General features: G+C 67.5%; 18 protein-coding genes and 1 pseudogene. 6 read left to right on the forward strand and 13 right to left on the reverse strand.

Features of this window, described 5'->3' with window-relative positions:
* Positions 1-24 precede the first annotated feature (24 nt).
* The 3 genes from AB0L57_RS26805 to AB0L57_RS26815 form a co-directional block, all read right to left on the reverse strand.
* Positions 25-516: a YbjN domain-containing protein gene (locus tag AB0L57_RS26805; protein WP_364967711.1), complete on the reverse strand. Its 492-nt coding sequence runs from the start codon at positions 514-516 to the stop codon at positions 25-27.
* 8 nt (positions 517-524) lie between these two features.
* Positions 525-1,871 carry a D-inositol-3-phosphate glycosyltransferase gene (gene mshA, locus AB0L57_RS26810; RefSeq protein WP_364967575.1) on the reverse strand — a complete coding sequence of 449 codons (1,347 nt, stop codon included), beginning with the start codon at positions 1,869-1,871 and terminating at the stop codon, positions 525-527.
* Between the two features lie 362 nt (positions 1,872-2,233).
* Positions 2,234-3,058 (reverse strand): alpha/beta hydrolase, encoded by an 825-nt coding sequence (locus AB0L57_RS26815; RefSeq protein WP_364967578.1) that lies wholly within the window; start codon positions 3,056-3,058, stop codon positions 2,234-2,236.
* A gap of 59 nt (positions 3,059-3,117) precedes the next feature.
* Between AB0L57_RS26815 and AB0L57_RS26820 the strand changes: the two genes are divergently transcribed.
* On the forward strand, positions 3,118-3,852 hold the full coding sequence (locus AB0L57_RS26820; protein ID WP_364967580.1) for an SDR family NAD(P)-dependent oxidoreductase: 735 nt from the start codon (positions 3,118-3,120) through the stop codon (positions 3,850-3,852).
* A gap of 59 nt (positions 3,853-3,911) precedes the next feature.
* Here the strand turns inward: AB0L57_RS26820 and AB0L57_RS26825 are convergent, their stop codons facing one another.
* Both AB0L57_RS26825 and AB0L57_RS26830 read right to left on the reverse strand, forming a co-directional pair.
* The gene (locus tag AB0L57_RS26825; RefSeq protein ID WP_364967583.1) at positions 3,912-5,159 is read right to left on the reverse strand and encodes an Ig-like domain-containing protein; all 1,248 of its coding nucleotides are present in this window, start codon (positions 5,157-5,159) and stop codon (positions 3,912-3,914) included.
* 64 nt (positions 5,160-5,223) lie between these two features.
* Positions 5,224-6,315 (reverse strand): UDP-N-acetylmuramate dehydrogenase, encoded by a 1,092-nt coding sequence (locus AB0L57_RS26830; protein WP_364967714.1) that lies wholly within the window; start codon positions 6,313-6,315, stop codon positions 5,224-5,226.
* A gap of 41 nt (positions 6,316-6,356) precedes the next feature.
* On the opposite strand from AB0L57_RS26830, the gene AB0L57_RS26835 reads away from it, so the two are divergent.
* The 3 genes from AB0L57_RS26835 to AB0L57_RS26845 all read left to right on the forward strand — a co-directional run bounded on the left by AB0L57_RS26835 (position 6,357) and on the right by AB0L57_RS26845 (position 8,277).
* The gene (locus tag AB0L57_RS26835) at positions 6,357-6,842 is read left to right on the forward strand and encodes a DUF2505 domain-containing protein (protein WP_364967585.1); all 486 of its coding nucleotides are present in this window, start codon (positions 6,357-6,359) and stop codon (positions 6,840-6,842) included.
* A gap of 69 nt (positions 6,843-6,911) precedes the next feature.
* Entirely contained in the window at positions 6,912-7,427 is a 516-nt protein-coding gene (locus AB0L57_RS26840; RefSeq protein WP_364967588.1) for a DUF2505 domain-containing protein, read from the forward strand.
* Between the two features lie 16 nt (positions 7,428-7,443).
* Positions 7,444-8,277, forward strand: a complete 834-nt coding sequence (locus AB0L57_RS26845; protein ID WP_364967591.1) for a class I SAM-dependent methyltransferase — start codon at positions 7,444-7,446, stop codon at positions 8,275-8,277.
* Here the strand turns inward: AB0L57_RS26845 and AB0L57_RS26850 are convergent, their stop codons facing one another.
* Positions 8,278-8,901: a hypothetical protein gene (locus AB0L57_RS26850; RefSeq protein ID WP_364967593.1), complete on the reverse strand. Its 624-nt coding sequence runs from the start codon at positions 8,899-8,901 to the stop codon at positions 8,278-8,280. It abuts the gene before it with no gap.
* Between the two features lie 115 nt (positions 8,902-9,016).
* Between AB0L57_RS26850 and AB0L57_RS26855 the strand changes: the two genes are divergently transcribed.
* Positions 9,017-9,784, forward strand: coding sequence for a DUF2993 domain-containing protein (locus AB0L57_RS26855; RefSeq protein ID WP_364967595.1), 768 nt, complete (start codon positions 9,017-9,019; stop codon positions 9,782-9,784).
* 4 nt (positions 9,785-9,788) lie between these two features.
* On the opposite strand, the gene deoC is transcribed toward AB0L57_RS26855, so the two are convergent.
* On the reverse strand, positions 9,789-10,457 hold the full coding sequence (deoC, locus tag AB0L57_RS26860; RefSeq protein WP_364967598.1) for a deoxyribose-phosphate aldolase: 669 nt from the start codon (positions 10,455-10,457) through the stop codon (positions 9,789-9,791).
* Positions 10,458-10,592: 135 nt separating this feature from the next.
* Between deoC and purU the strand changes: the two genes are divergently transcribed.
* Positions 10,593-11,480, forward strand: a complete 888-nt coding sequence (gene purU, locus AB0L57_RS26865; protein ID WP_364967600.1) for a formyltetrahydrofolate deformylase — start codon at positions 10,593-10,595, stop codon at positions 11,478-11,480.
* Positions 11,481-11,591: 111 nt separating this feature from the next.
* Here purU and AB0L57_RS26870 read toward each other — a convergent pair whose 3' ends face one another.
* The 6 genes and pseudogenes from AB0L57_RS26870 to AB0L57_RS26895 form a co-directional block, all read right to left on the reverse strand.
* Positions 11,592-12,608, reverse strand: a complete 1,017-nt coding sequence (locus AB0L57_RS26870; protein WP_364967603.1) for an alpha/beta hydrolase — start codon at positions 12,606-12,608, stop codon at positions 11,592-11,594.
* Between the two features lie 179 nt (positions 12,609-12,787).
* Positions 12,788-13,819 carry an alpha/beta hydrolase gene (locus AB0L57_RS26875; RefSeq protein WP_364967606.1) on the reverse strand — a complete coding sequence of 344 codons (1,032 nt, stop codon included), beginning with the start codon at positions 13,817-13,819 and terminating at the stop codon, positions 12,788-12,790.
* 84 nt (positions 13,820-13,903) lie between these two features.
* Positions 13,904-14,200 (reverse strand): DUF2516 family protein, encoded by a 297-nt coding sequence (locus AB0L57_RS26880; protein ID WP_364967609.1) that lies wholly within the window; start codon positions 14,198-14,200, stop codon positions 13,904-13,906.
* 114 nt (positions 14,201-14,314) lie between these two features.
* Positions 14,315-15,016, reverse strand: coding sequence for a heparin-binding hemagglutinin (locus AB0L57_RS26885; protein ID WP_364967612.1), 702 nt, complete (start codon positions 15,014-15,016; stop codon positions 14,315-14,317).
* Between the two features lie 254 nt (positions 15,017-15,270).
* Positions 15,271-15,684 (reverse strand): annotated as a pseudogene (locus AB0L57_RS26890) (helix-turn-helix transcriptional regulator); the annotation flags it as partial.
* 105 nt (positions 15,685-15,789) lie between these two features.
* Positions 15,790-17,046 (reverse strand): DUF445 family protein, encoded by a 1,257-nt coding sequence (locus tag AB0L57_RS26895; RefSeq protein WP_364967717.1) that lies wholly within the window; start codon positions 17,044-17,046, stop codon positions 15,790-15,792.
* Positions 17,047-17,251: the final 205 nt, after the last annotated feature.

Genomic DNA, 17,251 nt, shown 5'->3' on the forward strand with positions numbered 1-17,251 from the left:
TCAGGGACGACACCGTCTGCCCGCTCAGGATTCCTCGGACTCCACCAGATGTTCGAAGGCACGCAGATTCTTCAGCGACTCACCGCGCGAAACCCGCCATTTCCATTCGCGCCGAATGGATTCCGCGAAGCCGAGCTCCAGCAGGACGTTGAAGTCGCCGTCGACGGCCTCCAGGATCTGGCCGAAGATGCGATCGAGCTCATCGGCGGTGACGGCGTGGGTGGCGATCCGGCCGACGAGATAGATGTCGCCGACACGGTCCAGGGTATAGGCCACACCGTAGAGGCGGCGATTGCGGCGCAGCAGGTATTTGTACACCCCCTCGAAATTCTCGTCCGGTTTGCGGCAGACGAAGCACTCGAAGCGGACACCGTGCTTGCCGACGGTGAGCATGATGGTGGTCTTCAGCTTGCGCTCACCGGGCAGCACCACGACAAAGGTGTCATCGCCCTCGCGGGTGTATTCGATCTCCCGCTCGCGGACGGTGTCCTCGATCAGCTGCGCGGTCTGCGCCACAGTGCCACTCACCGTCGTACCACTCCCATCCGGCGCCGCCACAGCGCCCGCGACCTGGCCTGATTACCTTCGGTGAGCAACGTACTCCGCGGCCGCGCACCCCGGTGCCCGGCCAACGCCTCGGCATAACAGTCGAGCAGACCATCGGCGGTGTGCTCCCAGGAGAACCCCGCCGCATGCTCCACCGCGGCAGCGCCCATCCGCCGCAGACCGGCCGGATCGTCGAGCAGAGCGCGTAGCGCGGCACCCCACTCGCCGGCGCGGTGCCCGGGCACCAGCGCGCCCGAAACACCATCACGCACAGCGGTACTCAAACCGCCCACATCGGCGGCGAGGACGGGGGTACCGCTGGCCTGAGCCTCGATCGCCACCAGGCCGAACGACTCGTTGTAACTCGGCACCGCGACCATGTCCGCCGCCCGATACACCTGGACCAGCCGATGCGGCGGTTGCGGTGGGAGGAAGGTGACCCGCTCGGAAATGCCGAGGGTGGCGGCCAATTCGATCAGGGCGTCGGGACGGTCCAGGCCGGTGCCCGACGGGCCGCCGACGATCAGGATCCGCAACGCGCGATCGGGTTCGGCGCGCAGCACCTCCGCGGCCGCGTGGATCAGCACATCCGGCGCCTTCAACGGCTGGATGCGGCCGACGAAGGCCACCACCTGCTCGTCCTGGGCGATGCCCAGCTCCGCGCGGGCGGCCACCCGATCACCCGGGTGATAGCGGGACAGATCCGCGCCCGGGGGCACCACGTCGATGCGCTCCGGCTCGGCACCGTACAACTCGACCAGCTGCCGGGCCTCCTCGGCGGTATTGGCGACCAGCCGATCCGATTCGGCGATGATCTGTTTCTCACCCACCACCCGCGACAGCGGCTCCGGCGTATCGCCATCGGCCAGGAAGGCGTTCTTCACCGCGGCGAGCGTGTGCGCGGTGTGCACCAGCGGCACCCGCCAGCGATCCCGGGCCAGCCAGCCGACCTGCCCCGACAGCCAATAGTGTGAGTGGATCAGGTCGTAGTACCCGGGCAACTGCCGGGCCTCCTGCCGCAGCACCTCCGCCGCGAACGGGCACAGTTGTGTCGGCAGCTCATGCTTGTCCAGCCCCTCGAACGGTCCGGCCACGACATGGCGCACGAGCACTCCCGGCGCCGCCTCGACCACCGGTTCGTCGTTCGAGGACGTCGCCCGCGTGAAGATCTCCACCTCCACGCCCCGGCGCGCCAGCTGAACCGCCGATTGCAGCACGTAGACATTCATCCCGCCCGCGTCGCCGGTACCGGGCTGCGCGAGTGGGGAGGTGTGCACCGACAACACCGCGATCCGATGCGGACGTTGATCCGGGCGATAACTCACACACTCCAGTGTGCACGCCCGGGCCGGGAGGGCGTCATGCCCTTGGTACCTAAGTGAGAGCTGTCACAGTGTCGTCGGCCTCCGCTTCGCTGCGGCAGGGTTTCGGCCCTCTGTGCCTCGATTTTTCCCTCCTCCGGTACACGGCCTCGAAGAGCTATTACTTCGGGGCTTCTGGGGGCCAGGGCTCCAGGCTCCGGGCTCCAGGCTCCAGGCTGAGTTGTCCACATCTGTGCACAGTCGCGGGTAATCGGGGCACCGACGTGGCCACCGCGAGCACCCGCGGCCGGCAATACGGTGTCAGCCGGCCGACCGGCCCGAGGGGGTGGCGGGTCGGTTCCCCGGTCGACGGGCCGGTCCGGGCTTCAGCTCAGGGTGCCGATGAACTCGGTCAGCTCGGTCGCGAAGCGGGCCGGGTCCTCGATGAACAAGCCGTGCTGGGCGTCGTCCCAGAACGACGTGCGGGCGTCCGGGGCGTTGTCGGCGATGTGTCGACCGTTTTCCACGGGGACCACCGGGTCGGCGACTCCGTGCATGACGAAGACGGGGATGTCCAGGGTTTTCAGGGTTTCGGTGTTGTCGCTGGTCCGATAGAACAGCGCCTTGCGGACTCGGGGCGGGGTGGTGAGACTGCCGCCGAACAGACGCTGGGCATCCGCACCCTTGTCCCGGCCGGGGCCGGTGTTGGCATTGCCGAAGGCGGCGAAACCGCGCATGGCGCGTCCGGCGCTCTCCTCGAAAACATCGGGGATCGCCTTCTGCATCGCGGGACCGGGCTGCGAACCGTCCACACCGCGGCCGATACCGGACTGCGAACCGCAGTACACCACCCCGGCCAGCGCACCGGTGCCGTGAACCGTCAGATAGTCGCTGAGCACGATGCCGCCGTAGGACCATCCCAGCAGCACCGCATCCGCCGTGATGTCCTCGCCGGCCAGCACCGCCGCGACATCGGCGGCCCAGTTCGCCGGATCGTCGTAGCCTGCCTCGGGCGCATCGGAATAGCCGTGTCCGCGCAGATCCACGGCGATCACCCGGAAGCGCTGCGCCAGCAGGTCAGCGGCCGTACCCCAGCACCGCAGAGTTCCCGCCCAGCCGTGCAACAACACCAGCGGACGGCCCTGTTCGGGTCCGGAGACCCGATACACGATCTTGGTTCCGTCCGCGCTGACCACTTCCCGAATCGCCATACCCGCCAGGCTAACGCCCGTTAACTTCCGGCACCGGGCCAGCCGCTAGGCTCGAGGCCATGAGCACTCGTCACGCCGTCGTCACCGGAGCGAGCTCGGGGATCGGCGAAGCCACCGCCCGTGAGCTCGCGAAACAGGGGTACCACGTGTACGTGGGGGCGCGCCGGGTGGATCGGCTGCAGCGGCTGGCCGACGAGATCGGTGGTACCGCAATCGAATTGGATGTCACCGACGAGGATTCGGTACAACGATTCACCGACGCGGTCGAGCGGGCCGACGTACTGGTGAACAATGCCGGCGGGGCGAAAGGGCTGGCCCCGGTCGCCGAGGCCGATCTCGACGACTGGCGGTGGATGTGGGAGACCAACGTCCTGGGCACCCTGCGCATCACCAAGGCGCTGCTGCCGAAACTGATCGACTCCGGCGACGGTCTGATCGTCACGATCACCTCGGTGGCCGCCTTCCAGGCCTACGACAACGGCTCCGGCTACACCTCGGCCAAACACGCCCAGGCGGTGCTGCATCGGACTCTGCGCGGGGAGCTGCTGGGCAAACCGGTGCGGCTCACCGAGATCGCCCCGGGCGCGGTCGAGACCGAGTTCTCGCTGGTCCGCTTCGAAGGTGATGCCGAACGGGCCGCCAAGGTCTATGCGGGGATCGACCCGCTGCTGGCCGGCGATATCGCCGAGATCATCGGATTCGTCGCCAGCCGCCCGCCGCACGTCAACCTCGACACCATCGTGGTCAAACCGCGCGACCAGGCAGAAGCCGGTCGTTTCGCACGCCGGAGCTGACTCGGGCGGATTCGGCTGCCCTCCCGAGGGCAACGCTCGATCAGATCCTCGCGAGCGAGTCAGCTGCCGCTGCGTACCGGGCCGGGAGCGACCGGTGTCGCCGAAACCACCGGCGCCGGCTCCCCCTGGATCGCCGACAGGGTCTTCCAGGTGTCCCAGTCGATGGTCCAGTCGTAGAGATCGCCGTCGGCGGCCGACAGTGCGATGGAGGTACCGGTGACCTCGACCGGGTCTCCGTACAGAGCCGTCGGGAAATATGTCTGCGCGTCACTGGTACTGAGGTTGATACAGCCATTGGTGACGTTGGTGTTCCCCTGCGCCCCGGCCGATTCCGGATTCGCGTGGATGAATTCGCCGTTGTTGGAGATGCGGACGGCCCAGCGCTCGCGAACGTTGGTGTAGAACGGCGGATTCGACATCATGAAATCCTCGTACTTCTCGGTCACCACGTGGATGCCCGAGCGGGTCACATTGCGGGCCTCGTTGCCCTCGCCGTAACTGCACGCGAAATCGAACAGGGTCGAACCGTCGCGGATCACCTGGACGCGGTGACTGGGGGCGTACCCCTTCACGATCTGACTGCGGCCGATGGTGAACTGGGAGGACAGATCGGAATTGCCGTAATCCCCGGGCCCCAGTTCGAGCCCGTACAGCTTGGCGGAGAAGGTCACCGCGGTGCCGGGAGCCCAGTACTCACGCGGGCGCCAGTGGGCGCGGGAGCCGCCGTTCTCGTCCGGCAGCCAGGCCCAGCCGCCCTCGGTCTCCGGCGTGCTCGTGACCGTGAGTGCCTTCTCGACGGCCTCTTTGTTCTCGACATGCTTCTTGAACTGCAGAATGATCGGCGCCGCGATGCCGACCTCCTGGCCGTCGCCGACATTCACCGTGGCGGGGACCACCTGTTTGGGCGCCAGGGTGGTGATCTTTCCGTCGATCGGCACGGATTTGCCGTCGGTACCGGTCGCGGTGCCCGACCAGGTGTATTCGACGCCGTAGCCGAGCGGCTCGGCGACCTTGTAGCTGGTTCCGTCCGGCGACAGGGTGCCCTTGACCTGCTTCCCCTCGGGATTGGTCAATGCGACCTGGCCGATGCGACCGGCCGCCACCGTCACCGATACCGGTGCCACCGGGCTGACGTCTTCGGTACCACCGGCCGGCTCGAAGCTCACCTTCGCCACCGGACCCGATTCCTTGGCCCCGCCCGAACCGCCCGTGCCGCCGCTGGAACATCCGGCCACCACCGCGGCGACCGCGAGCTGACCGGCGCCGACCAGGATGGCGCGGCGGCCCAGAAGTCCTCGAATGTTCACTTCCGCGAATCTACCGCGAGGCTCCGACAGGACCTGCCGATCCGACAGTGGCGACCGCCACGTATCAGAGGTCCAGCCCCACCGTCACCGGTTCGGGTTCCAGGCGGATTCCGAAGCGTCGCGCGACCCCGTCCCGGACGGTGCGAGCCAGCTCGGCCAAGTCCGCCGCGGTGGCCGCACCCCTGTTGGTCAGGGCCAGCGTATGTTTCGTGGACAACCGGACCACGGACTCCGGACCTGGGAATCCCTTGGCGAATCCGGCGCGCTCGATCAGCCAGCCCGCGGAGAACTTGACACCGTCATCCGCCGGATAAGTCGGAATAGTGATATCTCCCACATCGGCCCGGATCGTCTCGATCACCTGTGGCGCCCGCTCGTGGTCGACGACCGGATTGGTGAAGAAGGACCCCGCACTCCAGGTGTCATGGTCCGCGGCGTCCAGCACCATGCCCTTGCCCGCGCGCAGGCGCAGCACGGCCTCGCGGACCTCGGCAGCCGGACGGGTCTCCCCCTCGGCCGCGCCGAAGCCGCGCGCCAGCTCGCCGTAGCGCAGCGGCGCACTGGCTCCGTCCGGATTCACCGTGAACTCCACCGCCAGCACCACGGCGCGATCGGAGTGTTTCAGGATCGAGGTGCGATAGCCGAATCCCAGCTCCTGCGGTGCGGCCCAGCGGATTTCACCGGTGGTGCGGTCCAGCAGCCGGACCCGGCGCAGCACCTGCGCCACCTCGACGCCGTAGGCGCCCACATTCTGTACCGGCGTCGCACCGGCCGAACCCGGAATTCCGGACAGACATTCCAGCCCGCCGAGCCCGGCCGCGACCGCCGCGGCGACCACACCGTCCCAGTCGGCGCCCGCCTCGGCGCTCACCAGGTCGGATCCGAGTTCCACCGCGGAGGTGGCGATGCGCACGACCACACCGTCGAAGCCGCGGTCGGCGATCAGCAGATTGGATCCGCCCGCGATCAGCAGTACCGGAACACCCGCGGCGTCGAGCGTGCGCACGGTGGCGACCAAGGCCTCGGTGGTGGCGCATTCGGCGACCGTCGCGGGGCCGCCGACCCGCAGCGTGGTCAGCTCCGCCAGCGGTACGGATTCGCGTACCCGCGCACCGGTCGCGCTCAGCAACTCACGCACGTTGTCGAATGCCACCACTCGAGATGTTTGCACATCGACAGACGGTAGCCTGTCTGACCATGGCGACACCCCTGGCGTACACAGCTCACTACGCGCACCCCGCCGATGCGGTGCGCGCTGCGCTCGCCGACGAGCAGTACTGGAAGGCGCGCATCGCGGAGGTCGGCGGGCCCGGCGCGCGACTGGGCTCCTTCGCCACCGACGGGGATCGGCTGCGGGTGGAGATGGTGCAGACCATTCCGGCCGCGGAACTGCCGGCCGCGATCACCTCGGTGCGCCCGGGGGATCTGATCATTCCGCGTACCGAGACCTACGAGGGTCTCTCGGGCATCTTCGAGGCCTACGTCGAGGATGCGCCCGCGAAGGTCCGCGGCACGGTGACCATGACAGGTGACCTCAGGAGTTCACAGGCCGTGGTCGACGGCTCGGTGGAGGTCTCGGTTCCCCTGTTCGGCAGGAAGATCGAGGCCGTGGTGGCCGAGAAGCTGCTCGAACTGCTCGCCGCGGAGACCGAATTCACCAACACCTGGATCTCGAATCACTGATCCGGCGAGGGCCGCGGCGCCCCCGGGCATCGCGACCGCCGCGGCCGGGGACCAGTAATCTAGTGCCCCATGGCCCGCCGACTCGACTACTCCGCTCGCTATCCGCTGCACACCACGAAAGAGGTGTACAGCGCGTTGTCCAGCCGCGAATATTGGGATGCGCGGATGGAGGAGATGCGCAAGCACTCCCCGAACGAAGTGGTCACCCTGCAGGCCGACAGCAACGGCATCGAACTCGAGGTCCGGCACATCCTGCCGCGCGACATGCTGCCCGACATCGCGCAGACCGTGATGCGCAAGGACCTGGTGATCACCCGCAAGGAGACCTACGGCCCCTACGGTCCCGAGGTCTCCGGTGAGTTCAGCGCGTCGGTCCCGGCCGGGCCCGGCACCCTCACCGGCACCATGCGGTTGTTCGCGACCGATACCGGCGCCACGCTGCGGACCTCGCCGCTGGCGAAGGTGTTCATCCCCATGCTCGGTCCCAAACTCGAGCAGATGATGCTGATAAACCTCGTCGACCTGTTCCGCGCCGAGGCGGAGTTCACCCAGCAGTGGCTGGACGAGCAGCACCCGGCCGCCTGAGAAGACGGCGACGATCGTGCCGGAACCCCGGGCGGCCGGTGGCGGGCCCGACCCAACCGAATCACTCGGCGCCCGGAAACCGCTCGGCACCGTCACCCGGGGCACGACCGGGGTCAACCGGCTGCGCCGCAGCGATCGCTGGCTGACGCACGAGCCCGTGGTGGTCGAGCGGCTGCGCGCGGCCGCCGATCCGCTGATCGTGGATCTCGGCTACGGCGCGCGGCCGGTGACCACCCTCGAACTCGCCACCCGCCTGCGGCGGGTGCGTGCCGATGTCCGGGTGGTCGGGCTGGAGATCGATCCGGAGCGGGTGGTGCCCGATCGCGACGGGGTGCGGTTCGCCCGGGGCGGCTTCGAACTCGCGGGGCTGCGACCGGTACTGGTCCGGGCTTTCAATGTGCTGCGTCAATACGACGAGGCACAGGTCGCATCGGCCTGGGCGACGATCCTCCGCGGCCTCGCACCCGGCGGTCTGCTGCTCGAGGGAACCTGCGACGAGCTGGGCCGGCGCTGCGCCTGGATCCTGCTCGATCGTGACGGCCCGATCTCGCTGACCCTGGCGTGGGATCCGTTCACCGTGGACAAGCCCTCCGATATCGCCGAACGGCTGCCGAAGGCGTTGATCCACCGCAATATTCGCGGCGAACCCATCCACACCCTGCTCGCCGCCGCCGACCGTGCCTGGTCCCATGCCGCGCCGATGGCGGTGTACGGACCGCGGACGCGCTGGCGAGCGGCGGCGGAACTGTTGCGCGAGCAGGGCTTTCCGGTGCGAGTGTATCGGCGCCGGATGCGCGACTGCGTGCTGACCGTTCCCTGGGACCGCGTACGGCCCGCACCGGCTCGGTAGTCACACCGCGGCGAGGGCCCGGCGCACGCGCGCCGCAGCGCGCGGTGGCAGATGCCTGCTGGCCGAACCGATTTCGGCGGGAATGCACCGATCGATCGCGACCGCGTCGGCGACCACCTCGTCCAGCGCGCCCTGCCCGATCCCGGTTTCGGCGAGATCGAGAACGGTTCGCACCGGAGTGGTCACCAGGAACGGACCCGCCGACTCCACATCCGTGCCCTGCAGATCGCGGCGCAGCACCACCAGTCTCGGTGCGCTCGGCGGCCGGCCCGTGCGTGCCGACAGGTGCAGGAATCGAGGCCGCAACCGGCCGAGACCGTGCAGTTCCGCGGCACTGTGATGGGAGAACGCGGCCGCGCCGTCGAACCAGGCCGACCACATCGCGTATTCGTCGAGCGGACCGTCGGGCCAGTTGGCCATCCGCAGGATGCCGAGGCCCGCGCGGATCACCGACCCGTCGGCGAGCGCATCGCGCACCCGGTGTTCACAACCGGCCCGAAGCACCAGACGCGTGGTGAAGTACCCGGCGTGCCGATCGGCCAATTGCCGTAGCACCCACCAGCCTTGCTCGGAATTCCCGGACGATTCCGCCCCTTCGGGACCCCCTGCGCCGTGCGCGGACATGGACCCAGGGTACGCCCGGCTGATGTGCCGTATGTCACAATCGGGGCCGCCTCTGCACGACAAGCCTCAACGGCTCCACAGAGCGGGCTCAGAAAGCTCGGGAAGAATCGATGCCATGAGTTCGAATCCAGCCGATACCGCGGCCGCACCCACGCCCGCGCCCGCGGGTGCGCCGCGCCCCCACCGCGGGCGAAAGATCGCGCTCATCGTCGGACTCGTCGTTCTGCTGGCAGTGGTCGGCACGGCGGCGGGCGCCGAAACCTATATGCGGCACAAGAGCAAACAGTGCATCGCTTCGCAGATGGAGAAGGAGCTCGGCTCCAAGGTCGACGTCGGCTTCGGCCCGAAACCGTTGCTACTCACCGCGGTGGACCACAAGGTCCAGTACATCACCGTGGACAGTGACGATACGAAATTCGGCCCCGCCGTCGACATGAAGGTCCATGCCCGCGTCAACGATGTCGAGATGATCGACGGTGGTCGCGGCGGTTCGAAGATCGGCAGCAGTTCCGCCGACGCGACCTGGAGCAATGACGGTATCGCCCAGACCCTGACCGGCCTGGTGTCCGGGGTGGAATCCGATCCCACGAAGGGCACCCTCGATGTGAAGGTGCTCGGCGGGCTGGCCGATCTGCAGGTGCAGCCGCACATCGTGAACGGCAAGATCGAGGTCACCACCCAGTCGGCATCACTACTGGGCCTGGGGTTGCCCACGGATCTGGTCGACAACATCGTGCAGTCGATGACCCAGAGCCTGCAGACCTACCCGATGGGAATGCAGCCGACCTCCGTGAAGGTCACCGACAACGGCATCGCGGTGTCGCTGCGTGGTGGCCCGGCCACCCTGCAGGGCGGCGGCAACGGCGAAGACATCCGCTGCTGATCACTCAGGCGGGAAAACCGGCGAGTACCTCCGCCGAGCGGGACAGGCCCAATCGGGTGGCACCGGCGGCGATCAGTTCGGCGGCGGCCTCCGCGGTGCGGATGCCGCCGCTGGCCTTGATACCGAGCCGACCGCCGACGGTGTCGGCCATCAGCCGCACGGCCCGCACCTCGGCGCCGCCCGCGGGGTGAAATCCGGTGGAGGTCTTGACGAAATCGGCCCCGGCGCGTTCGGCGACCCGGCACACCTCGACGATCGCCTCATCCGACAGTGCCGCCGACTCCATGATCACCTTCAGCACCACGCGATCCTCGACGGCCTCGCGCACGGTGACGATATCGGCCAGCACCGCGTTGTAGTCACCGGCCACGGCCGCACCGACATCGATGACCATGTCGACCTCCGCGGCCCCCTGCTCCACCGCGAACCGAGCCTCGGCGCCCTTCACCAGCGAATGATGTTTCCCGGACGGGAAGCCCGCCACCGTGGCCACCACCAGTCCCGGTGCCGTCACCGGCAGCACCGACGGTGACAGGCACACCGCGTACACCCCCAGTTCGCGAGCCGTCGCGACGGTGGCCGCGACATCGTCCGGTGTGGCTTCCGGGGCGAGCAGGGTGTGATCGATCATCGATGCGACCTGGGCACGAGACAGCGATGCGGGGGCAGCCATGAGCACACAGTCTGGCACAGCGCGGTACCGGTTCCCGCGCTCGCGCCGGGCGAATCGGATCGGCCCGCGCCGGTGCGGCGCGCCGCCGCCCGGGTGGCTGTATCGAACGCGGTACAACCTGCGAGGATCGTCGCCATGAGTGGCACCGTGTCAGCCGATGATCGTCGTTTCGTCCTGAGCCTGGGCTGCCCCGACCGACCGGGCATCATCGCCCGCATCACCTCGTTCATCGCCGACCTCGGCGGCTCGATCGTGGAGGCCGGTTACCACTCCGACCCCGATTCCGGCTGGTTCTTCACCCGGCAGGCGGTCGCGGCATCGACCGTGCCCTTCGACGTCGAGGAGTTGCGCACACGATTCGCCGTCCTCGCGGACGAACTGGGCCCGCAGACCGAATGGCAACTGCTGGATTCCGGACAGCGCCTGCGGGCGGTGGTGCTGGTCAGCCGGGACGGGCACTGCCTGCACGATCTGCTCGGCCGCGCGGCCAGCGGGGAACTGCCGGCGACCATCGAGGCCGTGATCGGCAATCATCCCGATCTCGGAGAGATGACCCGCGCGCACGGGATCACCTTCCACCACGTGCCCTTCCCCGCCGATCCCGCCGAACGCGGCCCGGCCTTCGAGCAGGTCCGCCAGCTGACCGACTCCTACGATCCGCACGCGGTGGTGCTGGCCCGTTTCATGCAGGTGTTACCGCCCGAACTGTGTGCGCACTGGTCCGGGCGGGCGATCAATATCCACCACAGCTTCCTGCCCTCGTTCGTGGGCGCACGGCCGTATCACCAGGCCCATGCGCGCGGGGTGAAGCTGATCGGCGCGACCTGCCACTACGTCACCGCGGATCTGGATGCCGGGCCGATCATCGAACAGGACGTCATCCGTATCGACCACGCAGACACCGCACGTGATCTGGTCCGCCAGGGCCGCGATATCGAGCGGGTGGTGCTGGCGCGCGGACTGCGCTGGCATCTCGAGGGCCGGGTACTGGTGCACGGCCGCCGCACGGTGGTGTTCTCCTAGCGGGGGCGCGGGCCCCGGCGTATCGCTGGGTGGGCCAAGACCGGGCGCCCTCGACCGGCCTTGGCGGACAACACGATCGAACACCGTGTCGCCGTGCCCATCGCGGCGACGTCAGCCCGCGACAGCGTGGCGACCGTGCCGTGCGACGTCGATGAGATTGCGAAGTTCGGCATTGAATTGCGCACTGGCCTCGATATTCGCCAGATGTCCGGTGGCCAGCACCGAGAAGCGCGCCAGATTGCCGGCCGCCGCGAGTTCGTCGGCGATCTTGCGAGACATGCTCTCCGGCAACAGATTGTCGTACGCGCCCGCGACCACGGCGGTCGGCACGCACAAACTCGCCGCGGCGCCGTGGATCTCGAGTTCGATCAGTGCCAGTGCGAATTTGGCCCGCACCAACGGCCGGCAGGACCGCGCGATCGAAAGCCCGAAATCGACCTGATCGGCGGTGGCGTGCCGATTCAGCAAGCGCGCCTTGAAGATTGCCCGCACGGGCGAACCGGGCGGGAAGGGGACGGGCTGCCCGAACAGCGCTCGGCCCAGCCAGGCCGGCGCGGGCACGATGTCGTTGAACAGGGGTAGTACCCGCGTCTCGGCGGCGATATCGCCCGCCGTGGTGGTGAGCAGCAGGGCAGCACTCGCCCGACGGGTCACCTGATCGGGGTGGAATTTCGCCCAGGCCTGAATGGTGATGCCACCCATACTGTGTCCGACCAGCACCGCCTTGCGCCCCGCGGGCAGGACCGCGTCCAGCACATCGGACAGATCGTCGGCCAGTTGTTCGGCCTCGAACCGACGTGATCCCAGGGTGCTGGCGCCGTGACCGCGCTGATCGAAGGCGACGACGCGGTGCTCCCGCGCGAAGGCGTTGATCTGTGGATTCCAGTACTCGAGACAGCAGGACCAGCCATGGATGAACACGATGACATCCCCATCGGCCGGGCCGTAGCTGTGCACCCGCAGCTCCGCTCCGTCCGCGGTGGTGACGGTGCGGACCTCGGGATCGGGCGCGGCATTCAGTTCGGCCGTGCCGTATGTGCGCGAACGCAGTTTCGCACGGAAACCGCCGGTCAGAGCCCCTGGGCCGGTCCACAGATCGGCGACGTTCTCGGGCAGGTTCACCAGCATGAGCACTCCTTTGTGTCCAACCGCACACTACCCCGCTAGCAAGGGTGCTTGCTAGCGCAAGCAGTGGAAAATCTTCACTCCCGAACCCGTTCCACTACCGCATATATCGGCGCGCGAACGACCAGCGCTACGGGTCGATGCGACCGGGCCCGCAGATCCGGGCCGGCGACTCCCTGATCTCAGGCACTGGCTTCGCCGACCGCGTAACCGCGCGCGTAGGTCTCGGCGAGCACCTCGGCGAGTTCATCGTTGAACTCCGCGGCCGCCTCGACATTGCCGAGGTGACCACTGGGCAACAGGGCGACCTTGCGCAAGGCACCCACCGAACGCAGCACCTCGGCCATCCGCTCGGAATGCACCGGCGGCGTCATGTCGTCGGCCGATCCGGCGATCACCGTGGTCGGCACCGTCAGGCAACTCGGACAGGCCTGCAGGGCCAGATCGGCCAGCAGGAAACCGAACCGCGAACGCACCGACGCGGGACACGAGCGCACGATGGCCAGCGCGTAATCGACGACCTCACCCGTCGAGGCGAGACTCATGATCTGCCGCCGGAAGATCCACTTCACCGGTCCGATCGGCGGGAAGACCAGCGGCAGACCCAGCCCCAGCCGCCCGATCGCGAACGGCAGCGCGACCGAACCGCGATTGCACCCCGGTACCACCGTGGTCTCCGCGATGAGATCCCCGGCGGCGGTATTGACCAGAACGACGGCGTGCGCGCGGCGGGCAACCTGTTCCGGATACCGGCCGGCCCAGGCCTGAACGGTCATTCCACCCAGGCTGTGGCCCACGAGAACCGCCCGCTGTCCAGGGCGCAGCGTCGCGTTCAGCACGGCCTCGAAGTCGTCGGCCAGCAGATCGGTGGTCAGCGCGGCGGAACCGAATTCACTGCCCCCGTGCCCACGCTGGTCGTAGGCGATCACGCGGAAATCGCCGGCGAAGGCGTTGATCTGCGGATTCCAATACTCGATACAGCAGGTCCAGCCGTGCGCGAGCACGATCACGTCGCCGTCGGCCGGGCCGTAGCTGTGCACCCGCAACCGAGCACCATCGGACGCAGTCACCGTACCGACCTCACACGGCACCGCGGGCGCGTTCAGCGCGGGCAGGTCGTAGGACCGGGCACGCAGTGCGGCGCGATGGGCGGACAGCAGTCCGCGGACCCCGCCCGCGATCGCGGCCACCATGCTGGGCAACGTTGCCTGCATCGGAACACTCCTTTGTGTGTTACTGATCGATACAGTAACCCGAAGGAGTGGGTGCTTGCTAGTGCAAGCAGGCGGCGAGCCGCACTACCAGCGCGGACCTCGTTGGATTTCGTCCACCTTGGGCCGCACGTCGGCCAGATAGATGCCGGTCGCGATCACCGCCGCGATGCCGAGCAATCCCACCGGCGTCCGGGCCAGCAGCAGGAAGAGCAGGGCCACCACGAGGATGGACACCCAGATCGGCTTGGTGAGCTTGTCGACCGCGGTGAAGGCGTCGGAGCGCTGGCGAATGGCATGTACCAGCGCGAAAATGGTCATGGCCATAGCGGCAAGCCAGAGCAGCCACAGGATTGCACTAGTCAGCTGGTACACAGCACCCATGATAGGAGCAACGCCCGCATGCGGCATTCGCATACGGGCGTTGCGGTGTCCGGTATACCCGGTTCCGCGAACGGATCCGGATTACCCCTCGGCCGGTTCTCTACTGCGGCCGAGTTACTTCTTGGCCGGAGTGGTCTTCTTGGCGGCGGTCGTCTTGACCGGCGCCTTCTTGGCGGGAGCCTTCTTCGCGGGAGCCTTCTTGACCGGGGCGACGGGCTCTTCGTCGACCTGCGCGGCGGCCGGTTCCGCGGCGGTCTCGGTGGTGACCGTGACAACCTCGGCGTCGACGACCGCGACATCCTGCTCGTCGGCCGGATCGGCGGTCTTGCCCAGCAGGCCGCGGGCCTGATCGGAGACCTTGGTCAGTACATCCTCGGCGCGGGTGACGACATCGCTGTAGATGCCCTCGACCTTGTCGAAGCGCTCGTCGAAGCCCGGGTTCGTCCGCAGCCGGTCGACGGTTTCCTCACCGCGCACGGCCAGATCCGCGTACAGATCCACCAGCTGGTGGTAGTACTGGTCGACCAGCTTGCGCAGCTCGTCCGAGGTGAACCGCTCGCGCAGCTCGGCGAGATCGTCCGGCAGTTCGGAAGGCAGGCCGGACAGGCGACCACGCAGCGTCTCGATCTGGTCCTGCACATCGGCGGGCAGATTCGACAGCCGCTCGCGGGCCTCTTCGACACGGGTGTTCACATCGACGGTGACGGCGCGGTCGCGGACGCGGTCGACGATGTCGTTGACCGCCGCGTAGAGCGCGTCACCGGCTCCGACGGTCGCGTAGATCGGCTTGGTGACAGTGACGTTGGGCTGAGTCATGGTTGTTCGTTCTCCTGGCGTGGCGGAACCTCTTGTTGCGGACCCCCCTGCGGAACCTCGTTGTCCCTGAAGCTCGCGGCCCCTCGTCCGTTGAACTGGAGCGCACTGGACTCGTGCTCATCGGATCCCGTGGGTGCCTCGGGCTCGGAAACGCTGCCCCGGTCGGGAGCACCGCCCCTGTTCCCCCCGGGAACGCCCCCCTCGGATTCCCCCTGAACGGATTCCGAGACGTTCCCTCCGATATCGCTCCCCGCGTTTTCGCGACGGAACGATTCGTAGATTTCCAGGAGCATCTGCTTCTGCCGCTCCGAGATCTCGGTATCGGCCAGCAATGCGTCCCGGATCGGGCTCGACGCCCTCTGTTCGAGGTAGCCGGCCCGGACGTACAAGACCTCCGAGGAGACCCGCAGACCCTTGGCGATCTGCGTCAGCACCTCGGCGGACGGGTTACGCAATCCGCGCTCGATCTGACTCAGGTACGGATTGCTCACCCCCGCCAGTTGTGCGAGCTGACGCAGTGAGACCTGAGCGGCCTCGCGCTGCGCCCGGATGAAGCCTCCGATGTCGTGTGCCGCGTTGGCTACGCGGCCCACCCGGTCTCCGGGAAGCCCAGACGTCTCTGGATTTTCCCCGGCACTCCGGTCGGAAACCTCTGGTTCCTGTGCCATCACACTGCTCACCTTCCGGCGGTTGTAGGACGATTCTAAATGAGGGTGCTAACTCTTGCAAGCACCCTTGCTAGCACCACTCGGGCAAATATTGGGCACCCGGTGTCAAAAACCTGGGAAGAGTAAATGTGATACGGCGTAAATCGCCAGTCCGGCAAGCGATCCCACCACAGTTCCGTTGATTCGGATGAATTGCAGATCGCGGCCCGCCTGCAATTCGATCTTGCGACTCGCCTCGTCGGCATCCCACCGGGCAACCGTATCGCTGATCAGCGTGGCGATCTCGGAACCATAGTTGGCGACCAGATATCGCACACCGCGTTCGACCCAAGCGTCCACTTGTTTTCTGAGTTCCGGTTCGTCGACCAGACGCTGTCCGAGCTGTTGCACATTCTCGGTGATCTTGCGACGCAATGTACTGCCGGGATCATCGGCCGATTCGAGAATCATGCGTTTGGCGGCACGCCAGGTCGCCTGCGCCATTCCGGTGATTTCCTCGCGGCCCATGATCTCTGCCTTCACCCGCTCGGCCTTCGCGATCATGGCCTCGTCGTACTGCAGATCGCGGGCGAAATCCTCGAGAAAACGATCGGCCGCCAATCGCACCTCGTGATCGGGCTGCGAGCGAATCTTCCAGGTGAATTCCACCAATTCCCGGTAGATCTTCTCCGACAGCAGGACATTGGCGAATTTGGGCGCCCAGGACGGCGCATCGCGCATCACGATGCGGTCGATGGTCTCCTGGCTGGCCAGCGCCCACTGATGGGCTCGCTCCGCGAGCAGATCGACCAGCGGTTGCTGGCGGTTCTCGGCGAGCAGTTCGGCCAGCACCCGCCCGATCGGCGGACCCCACTGCGGCTCGGCGATCCGCTTGACGATGGTCTGGTCGATGACCTGCTCGACATCGCCGTCCCGCAGCGCGCCGATCACCGCCCGCAGAATCGTCGACGCTTCCTCCGAGACCCGCGCGGCATGTCCCGGATCGGCCATCCAGGTACCCAGCCGTAGCGAGATCTGCGCCGATTCGACCTTCGCCGCGACGGTGTCGGGCGACAGGAAATTGGTACGGACGAAATCGCCCAGACTGGTACCGAGCTGGTCCTTCTTCTTGCGGATGATCGCGGTGTGCGGAATCGGCAGCCCCAGCGGATGACGGAACAGCGCGGTCACCGCGAACCAGTCCGCGAGCGCGCCGACCATGCCCGCCTCCGAGGCTGCCCGCACATAGCCGATCCAGCCACTGCCGATTCCCCGCGAGCCGAGCCAGCCACAGATCAGATACACCACCGTGGCAGCGAGCAGAAAGCCGGTCGCGACCATCTTCATCTTGCGCAGATCGCGTTGTTTGCCGGATTCATCCATCAGATCGGCGAACGACGACGCGGCTGCCGCCCGGGCCGGTGGGCGTGTGGGATTGCCCACTTCCGGCCCGGATTCGGGCTTCGCATTCACGTCCGCCACAACGGGAGTGCGGCCGCCAGATTGCTCCATGATTCCCATTCTGGTCTGGAATATCGGTTCGGCCACCGTGCCCCCGCTCACCGCGGCCCGCCATCGAACCCGTCCG

This window comes from Nocardia sp. NPDC052254 (assembly GCF_040679495.1).
Taxonomy (GTDB): Bacteria; Actinomycetota; Actinomycetes; order Mycobacteriales; family Mycobacteriaceae; genus Nocardia.

Bases quoted from the DNA above. Each gene is read 5' to 3' on its own strand.
- AB0L57_RS26815 (WP_364967578.1), bottom strand. From the start codon at position 3,058: ATGGCGATTCGGGAAGTGGTCAGCGCGGACGGAACCAAGATCGTGTAT.
- deoC (WP_364967598.1), bottom strand. From the start codon at position 10,457: ATGGCTGCCCCCGCATCGCTGTCTCGTGCCCAGGTCGCATCGATGATC.
- AB0L57_RS26895 (WP_364967717.1), bottom strand. From the start codon at position 17,046: ATGGATGAATCCGGCAAACAACGCGATCTGCGCAAGATGAAGATGGTC.
- AB0L57_RS26840 (WP_364967588.1), top strand. From the start codon at position 6,912: ATGGCCCGCCGACTCGACTACTCCGCTCGCTATCCGCTGCACACCACG.
- AB0L57_RS26880 (WP_364967609.1), bottom strand. From the start codon at position 14,200: ATGGGTGCTGTGTACCAGCTGACTAGTGCAATCCTGTGGCTGCTCTGG.
- AB0L57_RS26835 (WP_364967585.1), top strand. From the start codon at position 6,357: ATGGCGACACCCCTGGCGTACACAGCTCACTACGCGCACCCCGCCGAT.
- AB0L57_RS26885 (WP_364967612.1), bottom strand. From the start codon at position 15,016: ATGACTCAGCCCAACGTCACTGTCACCAAGCCGATCTACGCGACCGTC.
- AB0L57_RS26820 (WP_364967580.1), top strand. From the start codon at position 3,118: ATGAGCACTCGTCACGCCGTCGTCACCGGAGCGAGCTCGGGGATCGGC.
- AB0L57_RS26875 (WP_364967606.1), bottom strand. From the start codon at position 13,819: ATGCAGGCAACGTTGCCCAGCATGGTGGCCGCGATCGCGGGCGGGGTC.
- AB0L57_RS26870 (WP_364967603.1), bottom strand. From the start codon at position 12,608: ATGCTGGTGAACCTGCCCGAGAACGTCGCCGATCTGTGGACCGGCCCA.
- purU (WP_364967600.1), top strand. From the start codon at position 10,593: ATGAGTGGCACCGTGTCAGCCGATGATCGTCGTTTCGTCCTGAGCCTG.
- AB0L57_RS26855 (WP_364967595.1), top strand. From the start codon at position 9,017: ATGAGTTCGAATCCAGCCGATACCGCGGCCGCACCCACGCCCGCGCCC.
- AB0L57_RS26850 (WP_364967593.1), bottom strand. From the start codon at position 8,901: ATGTCCGCGCACGGCGCAGGGGGTCCCGAAGGGGCGGAATCGTCCGGG.